Origin of the sequence: Lachnoanaerobaculum sp. ICM7 (assembly GCF_000287675.1) — a bacterium.
In the GTDB taxonomy this organism is placed as follows: Bacteria; Bacillota; Clostridia; order Lachnospirales; family Lachnospiraceae; genus Lachnoanaerobaculum.
Window position 1 is genome coordinate 15539 of sequence record NZ_ALJL01000037.1, and the last position, 14516, is coordinate 30054.

General features: G+C 37.5%; 14 protein-coding genes, 8 tRNA genes and 1 rRNA gene. 4 read left to right on the forward strand and 19 right to left on the reverse strand.

Annotated elements, in window-relative coordinates; translation table 11 throughout:
• Positions 1-11 precede the first annotated feature (11 nt).
• From dnaK to HMPREF1140_RS12695, 5 genes are all read right to left on the reverse strand, one after another.
• A complete protein-coding gene (gene dnaK, locus HMPREF1140_RS12675; protein WP_009664238.1) occupies positions 12-1880 on the reverse strand; it encodes a molecular chaperone DnaK in 1869 nt (622 codons plus the stop codon).
• 94 nt (positions 1881-1974) lie between these two features.
• Positions 1975-2592 carry a nucleotide exchange factor GrpE gene (grpE, locus tag HMPREF1140_RS12680; RefSeq protein ID WP_009664237.1) on the reverse strand — a complete coding sequence of 206 codons (618 nt, stop codon included), beginning with the start codon at positions 2590-2592 and terminating at the stop codon, positions 1975-1977.
• 11 nt (positions 2593-2603) lie between these two features.
• Entirely contained in the window at positions 2604-3635 is a 1032-nt protein-coding gene (hrcA, locus tag HMPREF1140_RS12685; protein WP_009664230.1) for a heat-inducible transcriptional repressor HrcA, read from the reverse strand.
• Positions 3636-3814: 179 nt separating this feature from the next.
• Complete coding sequence (locus HMPREF1140_RS12690; protein WP_009664225.1) at positions 3815-5161, reverse strand: sodium-dependent transporter; 1347 nt, start codon at positions 5159-5161, stop codon at positions 3815-3817.
• 78 nt (positions 5162-5239) lie between these two features.
• Positions 5240-6925 carry a tryptophanase gene (locus HMPREF1140_RS12695; RefSeq protein ID WP_009664234.1) on the reverse strand — a complete coding sequence of 562 codons (1686 nt, stop codon included), beginning with the start codon at positions 6923-6925 and terminating at the stop codon, positions 5240-5242.
• 613 nt (positions 6926-7538) lie between these two features.
• Here HMPREF1140_RS12695 and HMPREF1140_RS12700 point away from each other — a divergent pair.
• Both HMPREF1140_RS12700 and HMPREF1140_RS12705 read left to right on the forward strand, forming a co-directional pair.
• Positions 7539-8192, forward strand: a complete 654-nt coding sequence (locus HMPREF1140_RS12700; protein ID WP_009664245.1) for a helix-turn-helix transcriptional regulator — start codon at positions 7539-7541, stop codon at positions 8190-8192.
• 147 nt (positions 8193-8339) lie between these two features.
• On the forward strand, positions 8340-9131 hold the full coding sequence (locus HMPREF1140_RS12705) for an N-acetylmuramoyl-L-alanine amidase family protein (RefSeq protein ID WP_009664239.1): 792 nt from the start codon (positions 8340-8342) through the stop codon (positions 9129-9131).
• A gap of 178 nt (positions 9132-9309) precedes the next feature.
• Here the strand turns inward: HMPREF1140_RS12705 and HMPREF1140_RS12710 are convergent, their stop codons facing one another.
• On the reverse strand, positions 9310-9684 hold the full coding sequence (locus HMPREF1140_RS12710) for a hypothetical protein (protein ID WP_009664220.1): 375 nt from the start codon (positions 9682-9684) through the stop codon (positions 9310-9312).
• 285 nt (positions 9685-9969) lie between these two features.
• Positions 9970-10043 (reverse strand) — tRNA-Pro (locus tag HMPREF1140_RS12715).
• Between the two features lie 166 nt (positions 10044-10209).
• Here HMPREF1140_RS12715 and HMPREF1140_RS13365 point away from each other — a divergent pair.
• Together HMPREF1140_RS13365 and HMPREF1140_RS12725 are read left to right on the forward strand one after the other, a co-directional pair.
• Positions 10210-10767 (forward strand): lysozyme domain protein, encoded by a 558-nt coding sequence (locus tag HMPREF1140_RS13365; protein ID WP_009664222.1) that lies wholly within the window; start codon positions 10210-10212, stop codon positions 10765-10767.
• A gap of 232 nt (positions 10768-10999) precedes the next feature.
• Entirely contained in the window at positions 11000-11962 is a 963-nt protein-coding gene (locus HMPREF1140_RS12725) for an Mbeg1-like protein (RefSeq protein ID WP_009664235.1), read from the forward strand.
• 32 nt (positions 11963-11994) lie between these two features.
• Here the strand turns inward: HMPREF1140_RS12725 and HMPREF1140_RS13455 are convergent, their stop codons facing one another.
• From HMPREF1140_RS13455 to HMPREF1140_RS12780, 12 genes are all read right to left on the reverse strand, one after another.
• On the reverse strand, positions 11995-12156 hold the full coding sequence (locus HMPREF1140_RS13455; RefSeq protein WP_009664233.1) for a hypothetical protein: 162 nt from the start codon (positions 12154-12156) through the stop codon (positions 11995-11997).
• Positions 12157-12199: 43 nt separating this feature from the next.
• Positions 12200-12430 (reverse strand): hypothetical protein, encoded by a 231-nt coding sequence (locus HMPREF1140_RS12730; RefSeq protein WP_009664229.1) that lies wholly within the window; start codon positions 12428-12430, stop codon positions 12200-12202.
• Positions 12431-12441: 11 nt separating this feature from the next.
• Positions 12442-12711, reverse strand: coding sequence for a hypothetical protein (locus HMPREF1140_RS12735; RefSeq protein ID WP_009664241.1), 270 nt, complete (start codon positions 12709-12711; stop codon positions 12442-12444).
• 41 nt (positions 12712-12752) lie between these two features.
• On the reverse strand, positions 12753-12917 hold the full coding sequence (locus tag HMPREF1140_RS13625; RefSeq protein ID WP_009664244.1) for a hypothetical protein: 165 nt from the start codon (positions 12915-12917) through the stop codon (positions 12753-12755).
• Positions 12918-13169: 252 nt separating this feature from the next.
• Positions 13170-13242, reverse strand: a tRNA-Lys gene (locus HMPREF1140_RS12745).
• Between the two features lie 13 nt (positions 13243-13255).
• Positions 13256-13328 (reverse strand) — tRNA-Phe (locus HMPREF1140_RS12750).
• A 4-nt stretch (positions 13329-13332) separates the two neighbouring features.
• Positions 13333-13406, reverse strand: a tRNA-Met gene (locus HMPREF1140_RS12755).
• 49 nt (positions 13407-13455) lie between these two features.
• Positions 13456-13537 (reverse strand) — tRNA-Tyr (locus HMPREF1140_RS12760).
• A 39-nt stretch (positions 13538-13576) separates the two neighbouring features.
• Positions 13577-13649 (reverse strand) — tRNA-Thr (locus HMPREF1140_RS12765).
• 61 nt (positions 13650-13710) lie between these two features.
• Positions 13711-13783, reverse strand: a tRNA-Val gene (locus tag HMPREF1140_RS12770).
• Positions 13784-13818: 35 nt separating this feature from the next.
• A tRNA-Asp gene (locus tag HMPREF1140_RS12775) sits at positions 13819-13892 on the reverse strand.
• A gap of 64 nt (positions 13893-13956) precedes the next feature.
• A 23S ribosomal RNA gene (locus HMPREF1140_RS12780) occupies positions 13957-14516 on the reverse strand; the annotation flags it as partial.

The following is a 14516-nucleotide window of genomic DNA, read 5'->3' on the forward strand; positions in this document are numbered from 1 at the left end:
TGCTCTCCTTATTATACCTCTTTAAAATCACCGTCTATAACATCATCATTTGAAGATGTACCTGCATCCTGTGCTCCTGTTGTATCGGCACCTGTTGCACCTGCATTCTGAGCTGCACCTGCCTGCTCATATACCTTTGCAAAAAGCTTCTGAGCACTTTCCATAAGCTTCTCTTTGCCTGCCTTGATATCATTTATCTGATCATCTGTCATAGCATCAATCGGTGCTCTGTTGATAGCCTCTTTTAACGTAGTAAGATCAGCTTCAACTGCAGCCTTGTCATTTGCATCAAGATTGTCACCAACCTCTTTTAGAGCATTCTCAGTCTGGAATACTATAGAGTCGGCCTCATTTCTTGCATCAATGCCTTCTTTTCTCTTCTTATCCTGTGCCTCAAACTCTGCAGCTTCCTTTACAGCCTTGTCTATATCACTATCTGACATATTTGAACCTGCTGTAATTGTGATATGTTGCTCCTTACCTGTTCCAAGGTCTTTTGCAGATACATTAACGATACCGTTTGCATCTATATCAAATGTAACTTCGATCTGTGGAACACCTCTCTTTGCAGGAAGGATTCCGTCAAGTCTGAACTGTCCTAAAGTCTTGTTATCTCTTGCAAACTGTCTCTCACCCTGTACAACATGGATGTCAACAGCTTCCTGATTGTCTGCAGCTGTAGAGAATATCTGGCTCTTCTTTGTAGGTATTGTAGTATTTCTCTCAATAAGTCTTGTAGCTACACCACCCATTGTCTCGATTGAAAGTGAAAGCGGAGTAACATCAAGAAGCAATACATCTCCTGAGCCTGCTTCTCCTGAAAGCTTACCTCCCTGAACACCTGCACCGATTGCAACACCCTCATCAGGGTTGATGCTCTTTGAAGGCTCCATACCTGTAAGGGCTTTTACCTTATCCTGTGCATTGATCATTCTTGTAGATCCACCTACAAGCAATACCTTTCCAAGATCGCTTGCTGTGATACCTGCATCCTTAAGAGCATTCTGTACAGGTACAGCTGTTCTTTCAATAAGGTCAAGTGTAAGCTCATCAAACTTAGCTCTTGTAAGAGTAATATCAAGGTGCTTCGGTCCCTCTGCTGTTGCAGTGATAAACGGAAGGTTAATATTTGTTGTTGTTGCTGTTGAAAGCTCTTTTTTAGCCTTCTCTGCAGCTTCTCTAAGTCTTTGAAGTGCCATCTTATCTGTTGAAAGATCCACACCCTCTGCCTTCTTAAACTCGCTTACAAGCCAATCTGTAATCTTATTATCAAAGTCGTCACCACCAAGATGTGTATCACCGTTTGTAGCCAAAACTTCTATAACTCCGTCACCGATTTCAATGATTGAAACGTCGAATGTACCACCACCAAGGTCATATACCATAATCTTTTGCTCGGCATCATTGTCAAGACCGTAAGCAAGAGCTGCGGCTGTAGGCTCGTTGATAATTCTCTTTACATCAAGACCTGCAATCTTACCTGCATCCTTTGTAGCCTGACGCTGTGCATCGTTGAAATATGCAGGAACAGTGATAACAGCCTCTGTAACTTTCTCACCCAGATAGCTCTCAGCATCAGCCTTAAGCTTCTGAAGAATCATTGCTGAAATCTCCTGTGGTGTGTATGACTTACCGTCTATTGTTACCTTATAATCTGTACCCATATGTCTCTTGATTGAAGAGATTGTTCTGTCTGCATTTGTAACTGCCTGACGCTTTGCAGGCTCACCTATAAGTCTCTCACCTGTCTTTGTAAACGCTACTACTGAAGGTGTTGTTCTTGAACCTTCCGAATTTGGAATAACTACAGGCTTTCCACCCTCCATAACTGCTACACAGCTGTTTGTTGTACCTAAATCTATACCAATAATCTTACTCATTATTCTTTCCTCCTAATAAATCAAAATTTGTATTTTCTAAATTTATATAAAATATCTCACTTTGTCTTTACAAAGCAAAATATAGTCTTAAAAATTAATTTGCAACCTTTACCATACTATGTCTAAGAACACCGTCCTTGTACATATATCCTTTTAAAAGTTCCTCGGCAACAATATTTTCGCCTAAATTCTCATCTTCTATATGCATCACTGCATTATGTAAGTTAGGATCAAAGTCTTTGCCTACACAATCAATCGGCTTCACCCCCAAATCCTCAAGAGTCTTTGTCATCTGATTGTATATCATTGCTATTCCGTCAGCAAAAGCTTTGCCTTCACCCTCTGCAGGTGTTGCAGTCATTGCCCTTTCAAAATTGTCAACTATCGGCAAAAGTTTTTCAGCCACACTTCTTGCTCCCATATCAAACATGGTAGCTTTTTCTTTTTCACTTCTCTTTCTGAAATTATCAAACTCCGCCATGCTTCTTTTAAGTCTGTCTGTCAAATCTGCAATGGCAAGGTCTTTTTTATCAGGCTTTCCTTCAAGATTTTCATCGCTGAAAGCTTCTTCTACCTCGGCCTCCATAGCCGCCGCCTTTGCCGCTGCCTCCTCAGGTGTTTCCTCAGTCTCAACAACAGGCTCTTCTAATTCTTCGCCTTCTGTAACTTTTTTGTTCTCATCATGTTCTCTTTTTAAATCTTTTTCTTTCACAGCCCTCTCCTCTATTCATCATTTTTAAACTGCTCATCAAGCGATGCCATCACAGTTTTTATAGTTTTTAATACTTTCTCATAATCCATTCTCTTCGGTCCTACTATACCTATAGAGCCTCTAAGTCCTTCGCCTATTTCATAATTGGCTGTAACTACGGAAAGATCTCTCATATCTGAAATCGGCACTTCATTTCCGATATACACTCTGATACCCTCATTATCATCATCATTTACCCCTGCAAGTATTTCCTTTAGCTTATCCTTTTCTTCAAAAGCGTTTACAAGCTGACTTGCTTTCTCTCTGTCAGAGATTTCAGGATACTTGAAAATATTTGTGGTACCGCTTGTATATATCTCCAGGTTGTCGGTAGCACTTTTAAACACTGCTGCCACTTCTCGTAAAACCTTATCCACTATATCTCCATAAACCCCTGCATCTGTTCTTAACTTATTCATAATGCTTAAGTTTATCTCTTCCACAGTAAGTCCGTTTAATGAAGTGTTTATAAGCAGATTCAAGTTTAAGATTTCGCTCTCCGATATTTCGCTGTCGATATCTATTATCTTATTATTGATAATATTACCTTCGGCAACAGTCACCAAAAGGAGCTTGAACTTATCTATCTTTGAGAGTTGCAAAAACTTTACTTTATTTGAGTGTATACTCGGTCCTGATATCATAGCTGCATAATTGGTGTCTCTTGCAATAATCTTTGCCAACTGCTTTAAGAGCGTTTCCAATCTGTCCACTTTTTTAAACATCAAATCCTTAAATGCCTCAGTCTCTATCTCCTTTTCTCTCAAAATCTCATCTACATAGAATCTGTATCCCTTATCTGAAGGTATACGTCCTGCAGAAGTATGGGGCTGTAAAATATAACCCATATCTTCCAAATCGCTCATTTCATTTCTTATAGTAGCAGAGCTCAAATTTAACTCAGGGAGCTTTGAAATAGTTCTTGAACCTACCGGCTCCCCGGTTTCCATATAATTCTTTATAATGGCTTTTAAAATAATCGCTTTCCTGTCCTCTGAATCCATTCGCTCCTCCCTTCTTTATTTGTTAGCACTCATTTATCTAGAGTGCTAACCTATTAGCTACTATATTCCATATAGGAATATTTGTCAATAACTTTTTTAAATTTTTTATACCGACAAAATATAAAATAAAAAAACTCCCAAACATATGTCTGAGAGTTTTTTATTTCATTATAGCCTTATCAGCCTATTCCTCCATAGAATGCACCTGCTATAAGTGCAAGTAATGCAAGACCTGTATATACATACTTACCTAAGAAGAACCAGATTTCTCCTTTCGGCTTCTTTGCACCTGTATTTACCGCTTCCATGGTATAATTCTTTCCAAATACAAAGAACAACATTACTGATGCCAGTACCGCACCTATCGGGCAAATATAGATAGATACCGCATCCATCCAGCTTCCTACAATTCCCTGTATAAGCACTGCAACAACCACACCGATTACTCCGATAACTCCTACAGACTGTACTCTGCTTAGTTTAAACTGCTGCTGCAATGTAGCTACAGGCGCCTCATACAGATTTACAAGTGAACTGAGTCCTGCAAATGTAACACATACAAAGAATATAATTCCTACAATCATACCGCCCGGCATCTGATTCATTATATTTACAAGGTAGATGAACATAAGTCCCGGACCGCCTTCACTGAGCTCCGCTCCCGATGTAGCCATAGCAGGTATAATAACGAGCGCTGCAAGAAGTGCCGCACAGGTATCAAAAACAGCTATGTTCATTGCAGAGAAAGGTACATCCTCTTTCTTACTGAGATAAGAACCGTAAACAACGGTACCGTTACCTGCAATAGAAAGTGAGAAAAATGCCTGTCCGAATGCAAATATCCAAAGTCTTATATCCTTTAATCCTTCAGGATTTACAGTAAAGATATACTTGTATCCGTTTACTGCACCCGGCTGTATTCCTATATAAACAGCAAGTCCGATCATCATTACAAAAAGCAGAGGCATCATAAACTTATTTGCTTTCTCTATACCGTCAGCAACTCCTAATGCCATAATAGCAAAGTTTACAATGAGTGCTATTATTATCCATGTATTGTTTCCGAATGCTGTAGCTGTAGATCCAAAAGTTCCACCTATGACATCCATGTTTGTTCCCATTCCAAAGAGCTTTCCTGTAAATGCCATTACTACATATTTAAATATCCAACCTACTACACATGAATAACCTATTGCAAGAGCTAAAGAACCTATTGTAGGTATAATTCCTATGCTCTCACCTACTTTTCTGCTCTTTCCGGCATGAGCCATAGCAGCACCGAATGCTCCTATAGGACCTTTTCCTGTGCTCCTTCCAAGTGCGATTTCTTCCACTACTCCTGTACTGCCTATCAATATAACAAATATAAAGTAGGGAATCAAAAAAGTCATTCCCCCCCAGGCTGACACAAGCACCGGAAATCTCCACAGGTTTCCCATACCTACAGCTGAACCTACACATGCTATAATAAAACCTATTTGTGAGTTAAAACCATCCTGCTTTACAGGCGTATTATCTGAACCCATAAACTTCCTCCATCTTGCCAAAAATGCAAGTACCCCTTAAAGCAGTCCGGTCTTTACAAGACCGGCTGCAAATATGTCTTATTTATTTTCCCAGTATCCGTAATTTCCTTCGTCACACATCTCTTCTTTGCTTGGAGCATATGGCTCTGCCCATGCATGGAAATGTCTCATAGGTAATGTATGACCGAATGTAATCTTTAAATTAGGAACTGTATCTCTGTCTTTATAAAGTTGTGTCAATGCTGCGATAATATAATCCATGTGCTGTTTGCTGAACTGACTTCTGTTGATAGCCAAACGAACAACATTACATACTTCCTTTTGCTGCTCAGGAGTCTTTAAATCATATTCCATAGAGAAATCTCCAAGCTCTGAACAACGAATACCGTAACGATGAATCATCTCTAAAGAAAGTGCCTGTCCGGCGAAGCTCTCATGTCCTCTCTTATAGTTAAAGAATTTATCAACATCAATATAAATTCCATGTCCGCCTGCAGGCTGTACTACAGGAACACCGTTTGCTGTAAGTCCGTCTGCCAGATACTGACACTGTCTTACTCTTTCATCCTGATAATCAAATCTTGCTTCTTCATACATACCCTGGCAAAGAGCCATGATATCATGTCCCGACATTCCGCCGTAAGAATCATTACCGTAAGCTGATATCTGACGAACTTTTAAAAGATGTCCGATATCTGTCTTTACACTGCCGTCCTCATTAAACTCTGAGAACTTCTGCCAGAAAAGTCCCTTGTCACGGAAAGCCAAAACACCACCCATATTTGCATGTCCGTTTTTCTTAAGTGATGCTGAAACCACATCAAAGTAAGAGAACATCTCTTTAGCTATTTCACAGATTGACTTGTCAGCATAACCCTCTTCATTCATCTTTATGAAGTAGCAGTTTTCTGCCCATCTTGCACCGTCCATAACAAACGGGATATTGTACTTATGTGCTATCTTTGAAACTTCTCTGATATTCTTCATAGAAACAGCCTGTCCGCATACAGAGTTGTTTGTTACTGTAGAATAAATAAGCGGAACATTCTCAACGCCCACAGCTTCAATAAGCTGATTGAGCTTATCTATGTCCATATCTCCTTTGAAAGGATTCTTCTCATACTTTCCGTTCTCAGGTACCTCAAATAAAATCTCCTTATGGAAAAGATTTCTAGGTACATTACCCATCTGCTTGATATTACCTTCTGTAGTATCAAAGTGAGCATTTGACGGAATAGTAAATACTTTACCCGGCCATCTCTTTGCAAATAAAGGCTTTAATACATCAAATAAAAGTGCCTCCGCACAACGTCCCTGTGGAACGATAAATGTGTTAGGTCTTGAAAGCTGATACTTACCGCCATTGATAAATCCACCCTCATAGTCAACCAGATACACTTCATTCATCATCTTCTCTACATCATCCTTGTCTACTCCCTCTTTGATGTAGTTGATAAGTCTCTTCTGATCGTCTCCTCTTTCCCATACATCTCTGAATGCATCCAAAAGAACATAATATCCTTTATTTCTTCCGTAGGACTCGTCTGCAAGGAACATAGCCGACCATTGTGTGTCTGTCATTGATGTAGTACCTGAGTCTGAAAGGCAGTCAATATATAAAAGGCCTGCAGGGAAAGCAAACTCATTATAATGAGTCATCTCCAGGGCTTTTCTTCTTTGCTCCTGTGTAACTGTAGGAACTTCTCTCACTACATGTGTCCATGACTTTGGTGCCTCCACACCTAACATCTTCTCATACTCCATTTTAATACCTCCAAATACAAAAATATATTTTGATACCCCGGTCATCGCAAGTAACGACTGGCGGACGGTATTACAATCCTTTTAAGCAACATATATATCATCTGATTATCGAGACTATATTTATTTAATCTCTAAAAGTTATATATTTAAGTGAAATATTATCTAAATATTGCTATGAGAATAATTTATCACCTTTTTATAACATTGTCAATATTGTTTAATAAAAAGCTTATTACTGTTTAATTTTAGTATATTTATGTGCATTTTGCATTAATTTTTTATTTTAAGATAATTCTTTGGAAATAAAGAAATTGCTATTTGATAAATTTATCGGGATTTTTCTTAACTTCGACTTTAAGCAAATATACAGATATATAGTTAAAAGCCCTCTATTTTCATATGTATTTTTAAATAAAATAATCTTTGAGAATTTTTATGAGAATTTTTTCTCATTTTCTTTATATCAACTTCTTTTTGATCAATTTGTCATTTTCGTGATTTTGCTTAAAACTTAATTTTTATATCATAATATTTTAAGTTTTGGTATAATAATAACAGATATTTCTTCATGCTTTAATATGACGGTACAATACAAATATGATTTGGAGTATTTATGAATGAATTTGATGTAAAGCGATATATTGATATTTCCGATTTTTTGAGCACTCTGCTTGGGCCGGACTATGAAATCATACTATATGATCTAAAACATATAATATATATAATAAACGGAGATATAAGCGGCAGACAAACAGGTGATATGCTCAGTACAACGATGAAAACCCTATTGCAGAATAAAGAAACTGCTGATAAGAAATGGATATCAAACTATAGAGCTCTTTCAGCCAACGGCAAAATCCTCAGATGCTCTACATTTTATATAAAAGATGAAAAAGGCAAACCTGTAGGAGCTCTCAATATAAACTTTGACGACAACAGATACAGAGAACTTTCAAACCTTGTTTTTTCTCTATGTCATCCGGATAATTATGTATCCAAAAATATTTCTATTGAGATAAAGGGAAACGATGAACAGGCAGTTTTTTCAGAAAACATTTCAAATACTATAGATGAAGTATTAAAAAGAATTGATAAGTCTCTTCCCTTCAGCAAACTGAGTCATTCAGAAAAGCTTGATATAATACGTCAGCTTTATCAAAAAGGTATTTTTTCTATGAAAGGTGCCATAAAAACCGTAGGTCACAGACTGTCATGCTCTCCTGCCAGTATGTACAGATATCTGGATACTGTAAAAAAAGAAAAATAATTTCACCTTTTACAGCTGTTCAAAAAAGTATATTATTATCTTTAATGAAAAGTAATATTAACTACTTAATTTATGTGTTACAATGTAATAAAATATATGCCTCTATGAAGAGGCGTAAAAGAAGTTGATATAGAAGAAAGGAATTTTATGAAAAGACTTGTTTTAATTTTTTCACTGCTTTTTTCCCTCTTTATGAGTATGTCGGTATTTGCTGCCGACTATAGTATAGGCAGTGCTTCATGGGATGTAGGAGACAAGGCATTGGCAACCTGGGATGAGACTGAGGACAAAACAAAGTACAAGGTACAGTTGTATAAGGGAAACAAAAAGGTTGGATCTAATAATGCCGCAAGCTCCGAGAAATATGATTTTACAAAACTGATAATCGACAATGGTGCAGGCAACTACCATTTTAAAGTTTATCCTTTAAAGGGTGGTCCAAGTATGGCTGTAGATTCTGATATCGAGAATTTTGACTATGATGCGATAGCTGAATATAAAAAGAAAAGAAGCGGTACAACTCCAAACTCCAACAATACTAACAGCACTACTTCTACAGGAACAAACAACGCAACCGTTACCGGATGGTATCAGACAAACAATACATGGCATTACAGAAAGGCTGACGGTACACATGCTACTAACTGGTTTATGGTAAACAACCTTTGGTATTTCTTTGATGCTAACGGAAATATGCTTACAGGATGGATCGAGAATAATGGTAACAAATATTATCTCAATCAGCCAAACGGTGACATGCCTGTAGGTTGGGCACTTATAAATGATAAGTGGTACTATTTTGAGGAGTCAGGTCTTTATAAGAAGGGCTGGATTGAGTACAACGGACATTGGTATTACCTTGATGCCAACGGACAGATGGTTACAAATACAACTATCGACGGATATAATATAAATCAAGACGGTGTTTGGATTCAATAATAAAGGGGATTTAATATGCTAAAGAAACATCAATTCTGGGCAATTGTAGCAGTTGTCGGACTGGTAATGTGTTTTATCACAGGACATGCTATGGTAGCAGGGCATAAGACAAATGCAGTTGCAGAATAAAGAAATTAAAAAGAGCAGGAACTTAAGTGAGTCACCTGCTCTTTTATTATTAAAATTTAATAAGCATACTCTTTGCTATAAATGCCGCACCTCCGAAAATAAGTACCAACATAACTACCCAATCAAAAAGTGTCAAATACTGAATATAAAATCTGGTCGACTGAATGAGACTTGCTATAATCAAAAGTACACTTAGCACCATAGCAATCTTTGAACCTTTATTCGGTCTTATAAACATCCAGACTAAAGAAAAGATAAACGGTACTATCACCAACCCTGAACTGATGTGCATACCCATCAGTCTAATGCCGCCGCCCCAGAAGGAATTTGTCACAGTTACCTTTTGTGATAAGAAGAACAAACCTACTACCAGCATGATAAGTCCTCCCCAGAAATATAAATAAAAATCATTCTTTCTACTCATATCTTTTCTCCTCTCTACTATGCTTGCTTTTTATAGCTACTTTAGGTTCATTTTATCATATATTAAAATTTATACAAATTAATTTTCATTTAAGGTTTATGTGAGTGTATGTACTTGAGGGACTTTTATCAGACTTCATAAAGCGGCTTTAGACGTCCTTCTTTTTTAAGCTGTTCAATTTCTTCAGGTAATAACATGCGAATCCCTATTTTTTCTTCTGCAAGCGCCTCCCTAATGCTGTAAATGGCTTAAACAAGTGTCATACATGTTTAAGCCATTTTAATATCGGAATGACAAGACTTGAACTTGCGACCTCTTGACCCCCAGTCAAGTGTGCTACCAAACTGCACCACATCCCGTAAACTATTTATACATTAACCATTATATAAAAGTTTTTATTATTTGCCAACAAAAACTTTTACTGAAACTTATATTCATAGTATAAGATATAAGTTGACAGCTTTTGCAAACGTTATATAATATTAATTAATAATTAAATTTATATTTATATTTTAAGGAGTTAGTATGAAAAAAAGATTTTATTTGGCATTATCCACTCTCGCTATCAGTACAATTCTTGCAATGCCTGTATTTGCAGGAACATGGAAACAGGATAATGTAGGCTGGTGGTACGAAAGAGACGATAAAAGCTTTCCTAAATCTATTTGGGAGCAGATAGACGGATCATGGTATTATTTTAATGAGAATGGTTATATGCTATCTAATCAATGGCTTGGCAACTATTATCTCGGTTCTACCGGTGCAATGCTGACAAATACTGTTGTAGACGGATATCAGGTAGGTGCAGACGGTGCATATATCCCGGCTTCACAGTCTACAGGCAGCTCAAAATCAAATACTCAGAATACATCAACTTCAGCTTCTAATAACAGTTCAAATACAGGAACTGTTGTAAATAACAGAGCTACTGATTATATATTAAATAAAAACAGCCATGTATTCCATTATTCAAACTGTACTGCAGTACAAAAGATGAGGGAACATAATAAGATACCTTTTAGCGGAACAAGAGATGAGGCTATTTCCAAAGGATATACACCTTGTCAAATATGTCATCCTTAAAACATGTAACTCTACTAAGTAGTATATGTAATACGCTTTAAAGACTGTATGTCCTGTTAAATCAGAATATACAGTCTTTTCATCTTCTACACTGTTCTATTTCTTTATTAATTATTTTTAATACTTACTTCACTTTATCTATGTTTACAATCAATTGCTTTTATATTATTGTATATCTAAGTAACAATATTTTCTGCAGCCATACATACTGTATTTACAAAAGGAGGTTATAATGGCAAATATCATTGACTATATAAAATGGCGTGGAGATTTATCTTTTGATGTTTCTCCTTTTAATGAACTTGATAATGCGGTTTTTTCATTATTCTCCTATCTTGACTTAAAAGACTTACAAAATGAAATAAACTCAATAGGCGTTTCTCTTGCAGATGCCTGCAGATATCTAATTACTCATGACTATCACTACGGTTATATGAGTGAAATAAATGTGGATTTTTTGAACGCTCTCGCAACTTCCGAGAGATTCGGTAATGTTATGATCCTTGATTATATAGATCTCTATCATGAGAAAAAATATCAATTTTCCTCAACCGGATTTATGTATGACGACAGTCAGATGTATATTGCATTCAGAGGAACCGATGACAGTATTGTTGCTTGGAAAGAAGACTTTATGATGAGTTTTTCAGTTATTCCGGCTCAAAAATTTGCACTGGATTTTCTAAAGCAGGTTATTTCTCGTCATCCGAATACAGATTTTATAGTTGGAGGACATAGTAAGGGCGGTAATCTTGCAATCTACTCCTGTGCAATGTGTGATGAACTATTTAGGGATAGAATTACAACCATCTATAATAATGACGGACCCGACCTTTGTGATGAAGTAATCAATACCGATATAATGAATGCTATAAAGAATAAAATAATCAAAATAGTTCCTGACTTTTGTGTGGTTGGCATGATTTTTAACAATACAAAAAATATAAAAGTGGTAAAAGCCGATAATATTGCTTTCCTACAGCATGATATACTCAACTGGAACTGTATAAGAACAAACTTTGAGTATGTTGATGATATAAACAAGGATGCAGGTAAATTCAACAGTTTTGTAGACAAGGTATTGGAGAACACTGATTTAAGTAAACGCAAGGAATATGTAAATAATTTCTTTGATAAGATAATAGAATCAGGCACAACAAGGCTGCCTTGGGGTAAGAATAATCATACAACTTAAATATAGAAAGTGATTTGAATCAATAAACGGTTCTAATCCCTTTTTACTTCATAAAGCGGTTTTATACGCCCCTCTTTTATCAGTTTTTCAACTTCTTCATCCGATAATTTAACAGGGCATCCCGGCATAGATAACCTGTCTAAATAAGCTTCATAAGATTCTTTTTGCATTTCTTCTTCACTTTTGTTTCTCATTTTATCACCTCGATATATACTAATAATTTGCTATAAGATAATATTAAAGTAGTTCTCGCTCCAAATCAAAGTCTAATCCAATCCTATATAAACTTATTTCTCGAACATCAAATTCTGTTCTTAGAATATCCAAAACTTCATAATATGCCAATGCTCTTCCATCTTTAAACGAGTCTTTTCTATCACCTCTTGATTCTACAGCTGCTTCCCTTGCTCTTTCTACTATTCTTTCTACAATATAGGCTATTCCTTCAATGCTGATCTTATCTGCCATCTTTTATCCCTTTACTCAAATATCTTTAACAGCTTCTCAATGGTATCCGTGCATTCTGCATATAAAAAAGTTTCCTCTTCAGTTCTTACAATAGTAAAAGGATTTCCGCCTATTTCGCAATCATACAAATCATCCAATGATGTTTCATGCTTTCTACCGATACTGATATTTTTCTTTTTTAAAATACTTTGTAATTTTTTCAGCTCTTCTTCCGCCGAAATTCTCTCGTGATTCTGAAAATAAATCCTGTTTTTATCATTTTTAAGTAAAAAAGTTTTCATTATGATATACAAACCTCCGTAAGAATTACTTTCCCATCATATTATTTATCTTCCTCAACGATTTCAAACATATCAGGAGGATACAAATAATCGTCACCTGAATCATCTATGATTCTATACCAACCACTCTCTATAGATATTACATCATAAATCTTGTTATTTGTTAATACCAAAAAATCTGTTTTACCAAGCCATTTAACCTTCATCTTTTTTATCCCGATCCGTAGCTCAGCCTTTGCTTTGGTCGCATTTAATAAAAAGTATGTCAAAAGAGACACCTATATTAAGTGTCTCTAAATTTCTATTTTAATTATAGGAAAGTAAGTCGGAGTTACACCGGCCTTTTCCCCGTAGGGCTGTATACCTCCTATACGATTACCTTACATTCATATCTACAGGTAAAATTAAAAAAAGGCTCAAAGCCTTATAAATCAAAGCTTTAAGCCTTTTCATACTAGTGAGACACCCGGGACTCGAACCCGGGACAACTTGATTAAAAGTCAAGTGCTCTACCACCTGAGCTAGTATCCCATAAAAGAATAAATGCCTTGAACCGGAATCGAACCAGTGACACGAGGATTTTCAGTCCTCTGCTCTACCAACTGAGCTATCAAGGCATAATTGCGGGGACAGGATTTGAACCTGCGGCCTCCGGGTTATGAGCCCGACGAGCTTCCAGACTGCTCTACCCCGCGATAACTATATTCAGAATAAAACTCACTCTTAAAAAGAGTGACTGAACAATGGGGGAAGGTGGATTCGAACCACCGAAAGCAGTGCTAGCAGATTTACAGTCTGTCCCCTTTGGCCTCTCGGGAATTCCCCCAAACTTATTTAGTTCTTTACCTTTACTCCTAAGAGTAAAAGCCGATAATCGGACTCGAACCGATAACCTGCTGATTACAAATCAGCTGCTCTGCCAATTGAGCCATATCGGCATGTACACTATACTATCATATGACTAATATAATGTCAATACCATCTTTTTTCAAAGATGAATGGGACCTACAGGGCTCGAACCTGTGACCCTCTGCTTGTAAGGCAGATGCTCTCCCAGCTGAGCTAAGATCCCATATTTAAACTTAAAGGCTGGAATTCTTTAAGTAACGACCCGAATCGGACTCGAACCGACGACCTCCGCCGTGACAGGGCGGCGCTCTAACCAACTGAGCCATCGGGCCATATAAAGGTATGTACCTTCAAAACTGCCTACCAAATTCCGAGTATTATAAATTTCTATCCTTCTTGGTTAAACCCTCGACCTATTAGTAACCATCAACTTAATACATTACTGTACTTACATCTTGGCCCTATCTACCTCGTAGTATTCAAGGGGTCTTACTGTTTTCACATGAGATATCCCATCTTGAGGGGGGCTTCACGCTTAGATGCCTTCAGCGTTTATCCCGTCCCGACATAGCTACCCTGCCATGGAGTTACTCCCCAACAGGTACACCAGCGGTCAGTCCGTCCCGGTCCTCTCGTACTAAGGACGGCTCCTCTCAAATATCTTACGCCCACGCCGGATAGGGACCGAACTGTCTCACGACGTTCTGAACCCAGCTCGCGTACCGCCTTAATGGGCGAACAGCCCAACCCTTGGGACCTGCTACAGCCCCAGGATGCGATGAGCCGACATCGAGGTGCCAAACCACTCCGTCGATGTGAACTCTTGGGAGTGATAAGCCTGTTATCCCCAGGGTAGCTTTTATCCGTTGAGCGATGGCAATCCCACTTTATGCCACCGGATCACTAAGTCCTACTTTCGTACCTGCTCCACCCGTCGGTGTCGCAGTCAAGCTCCC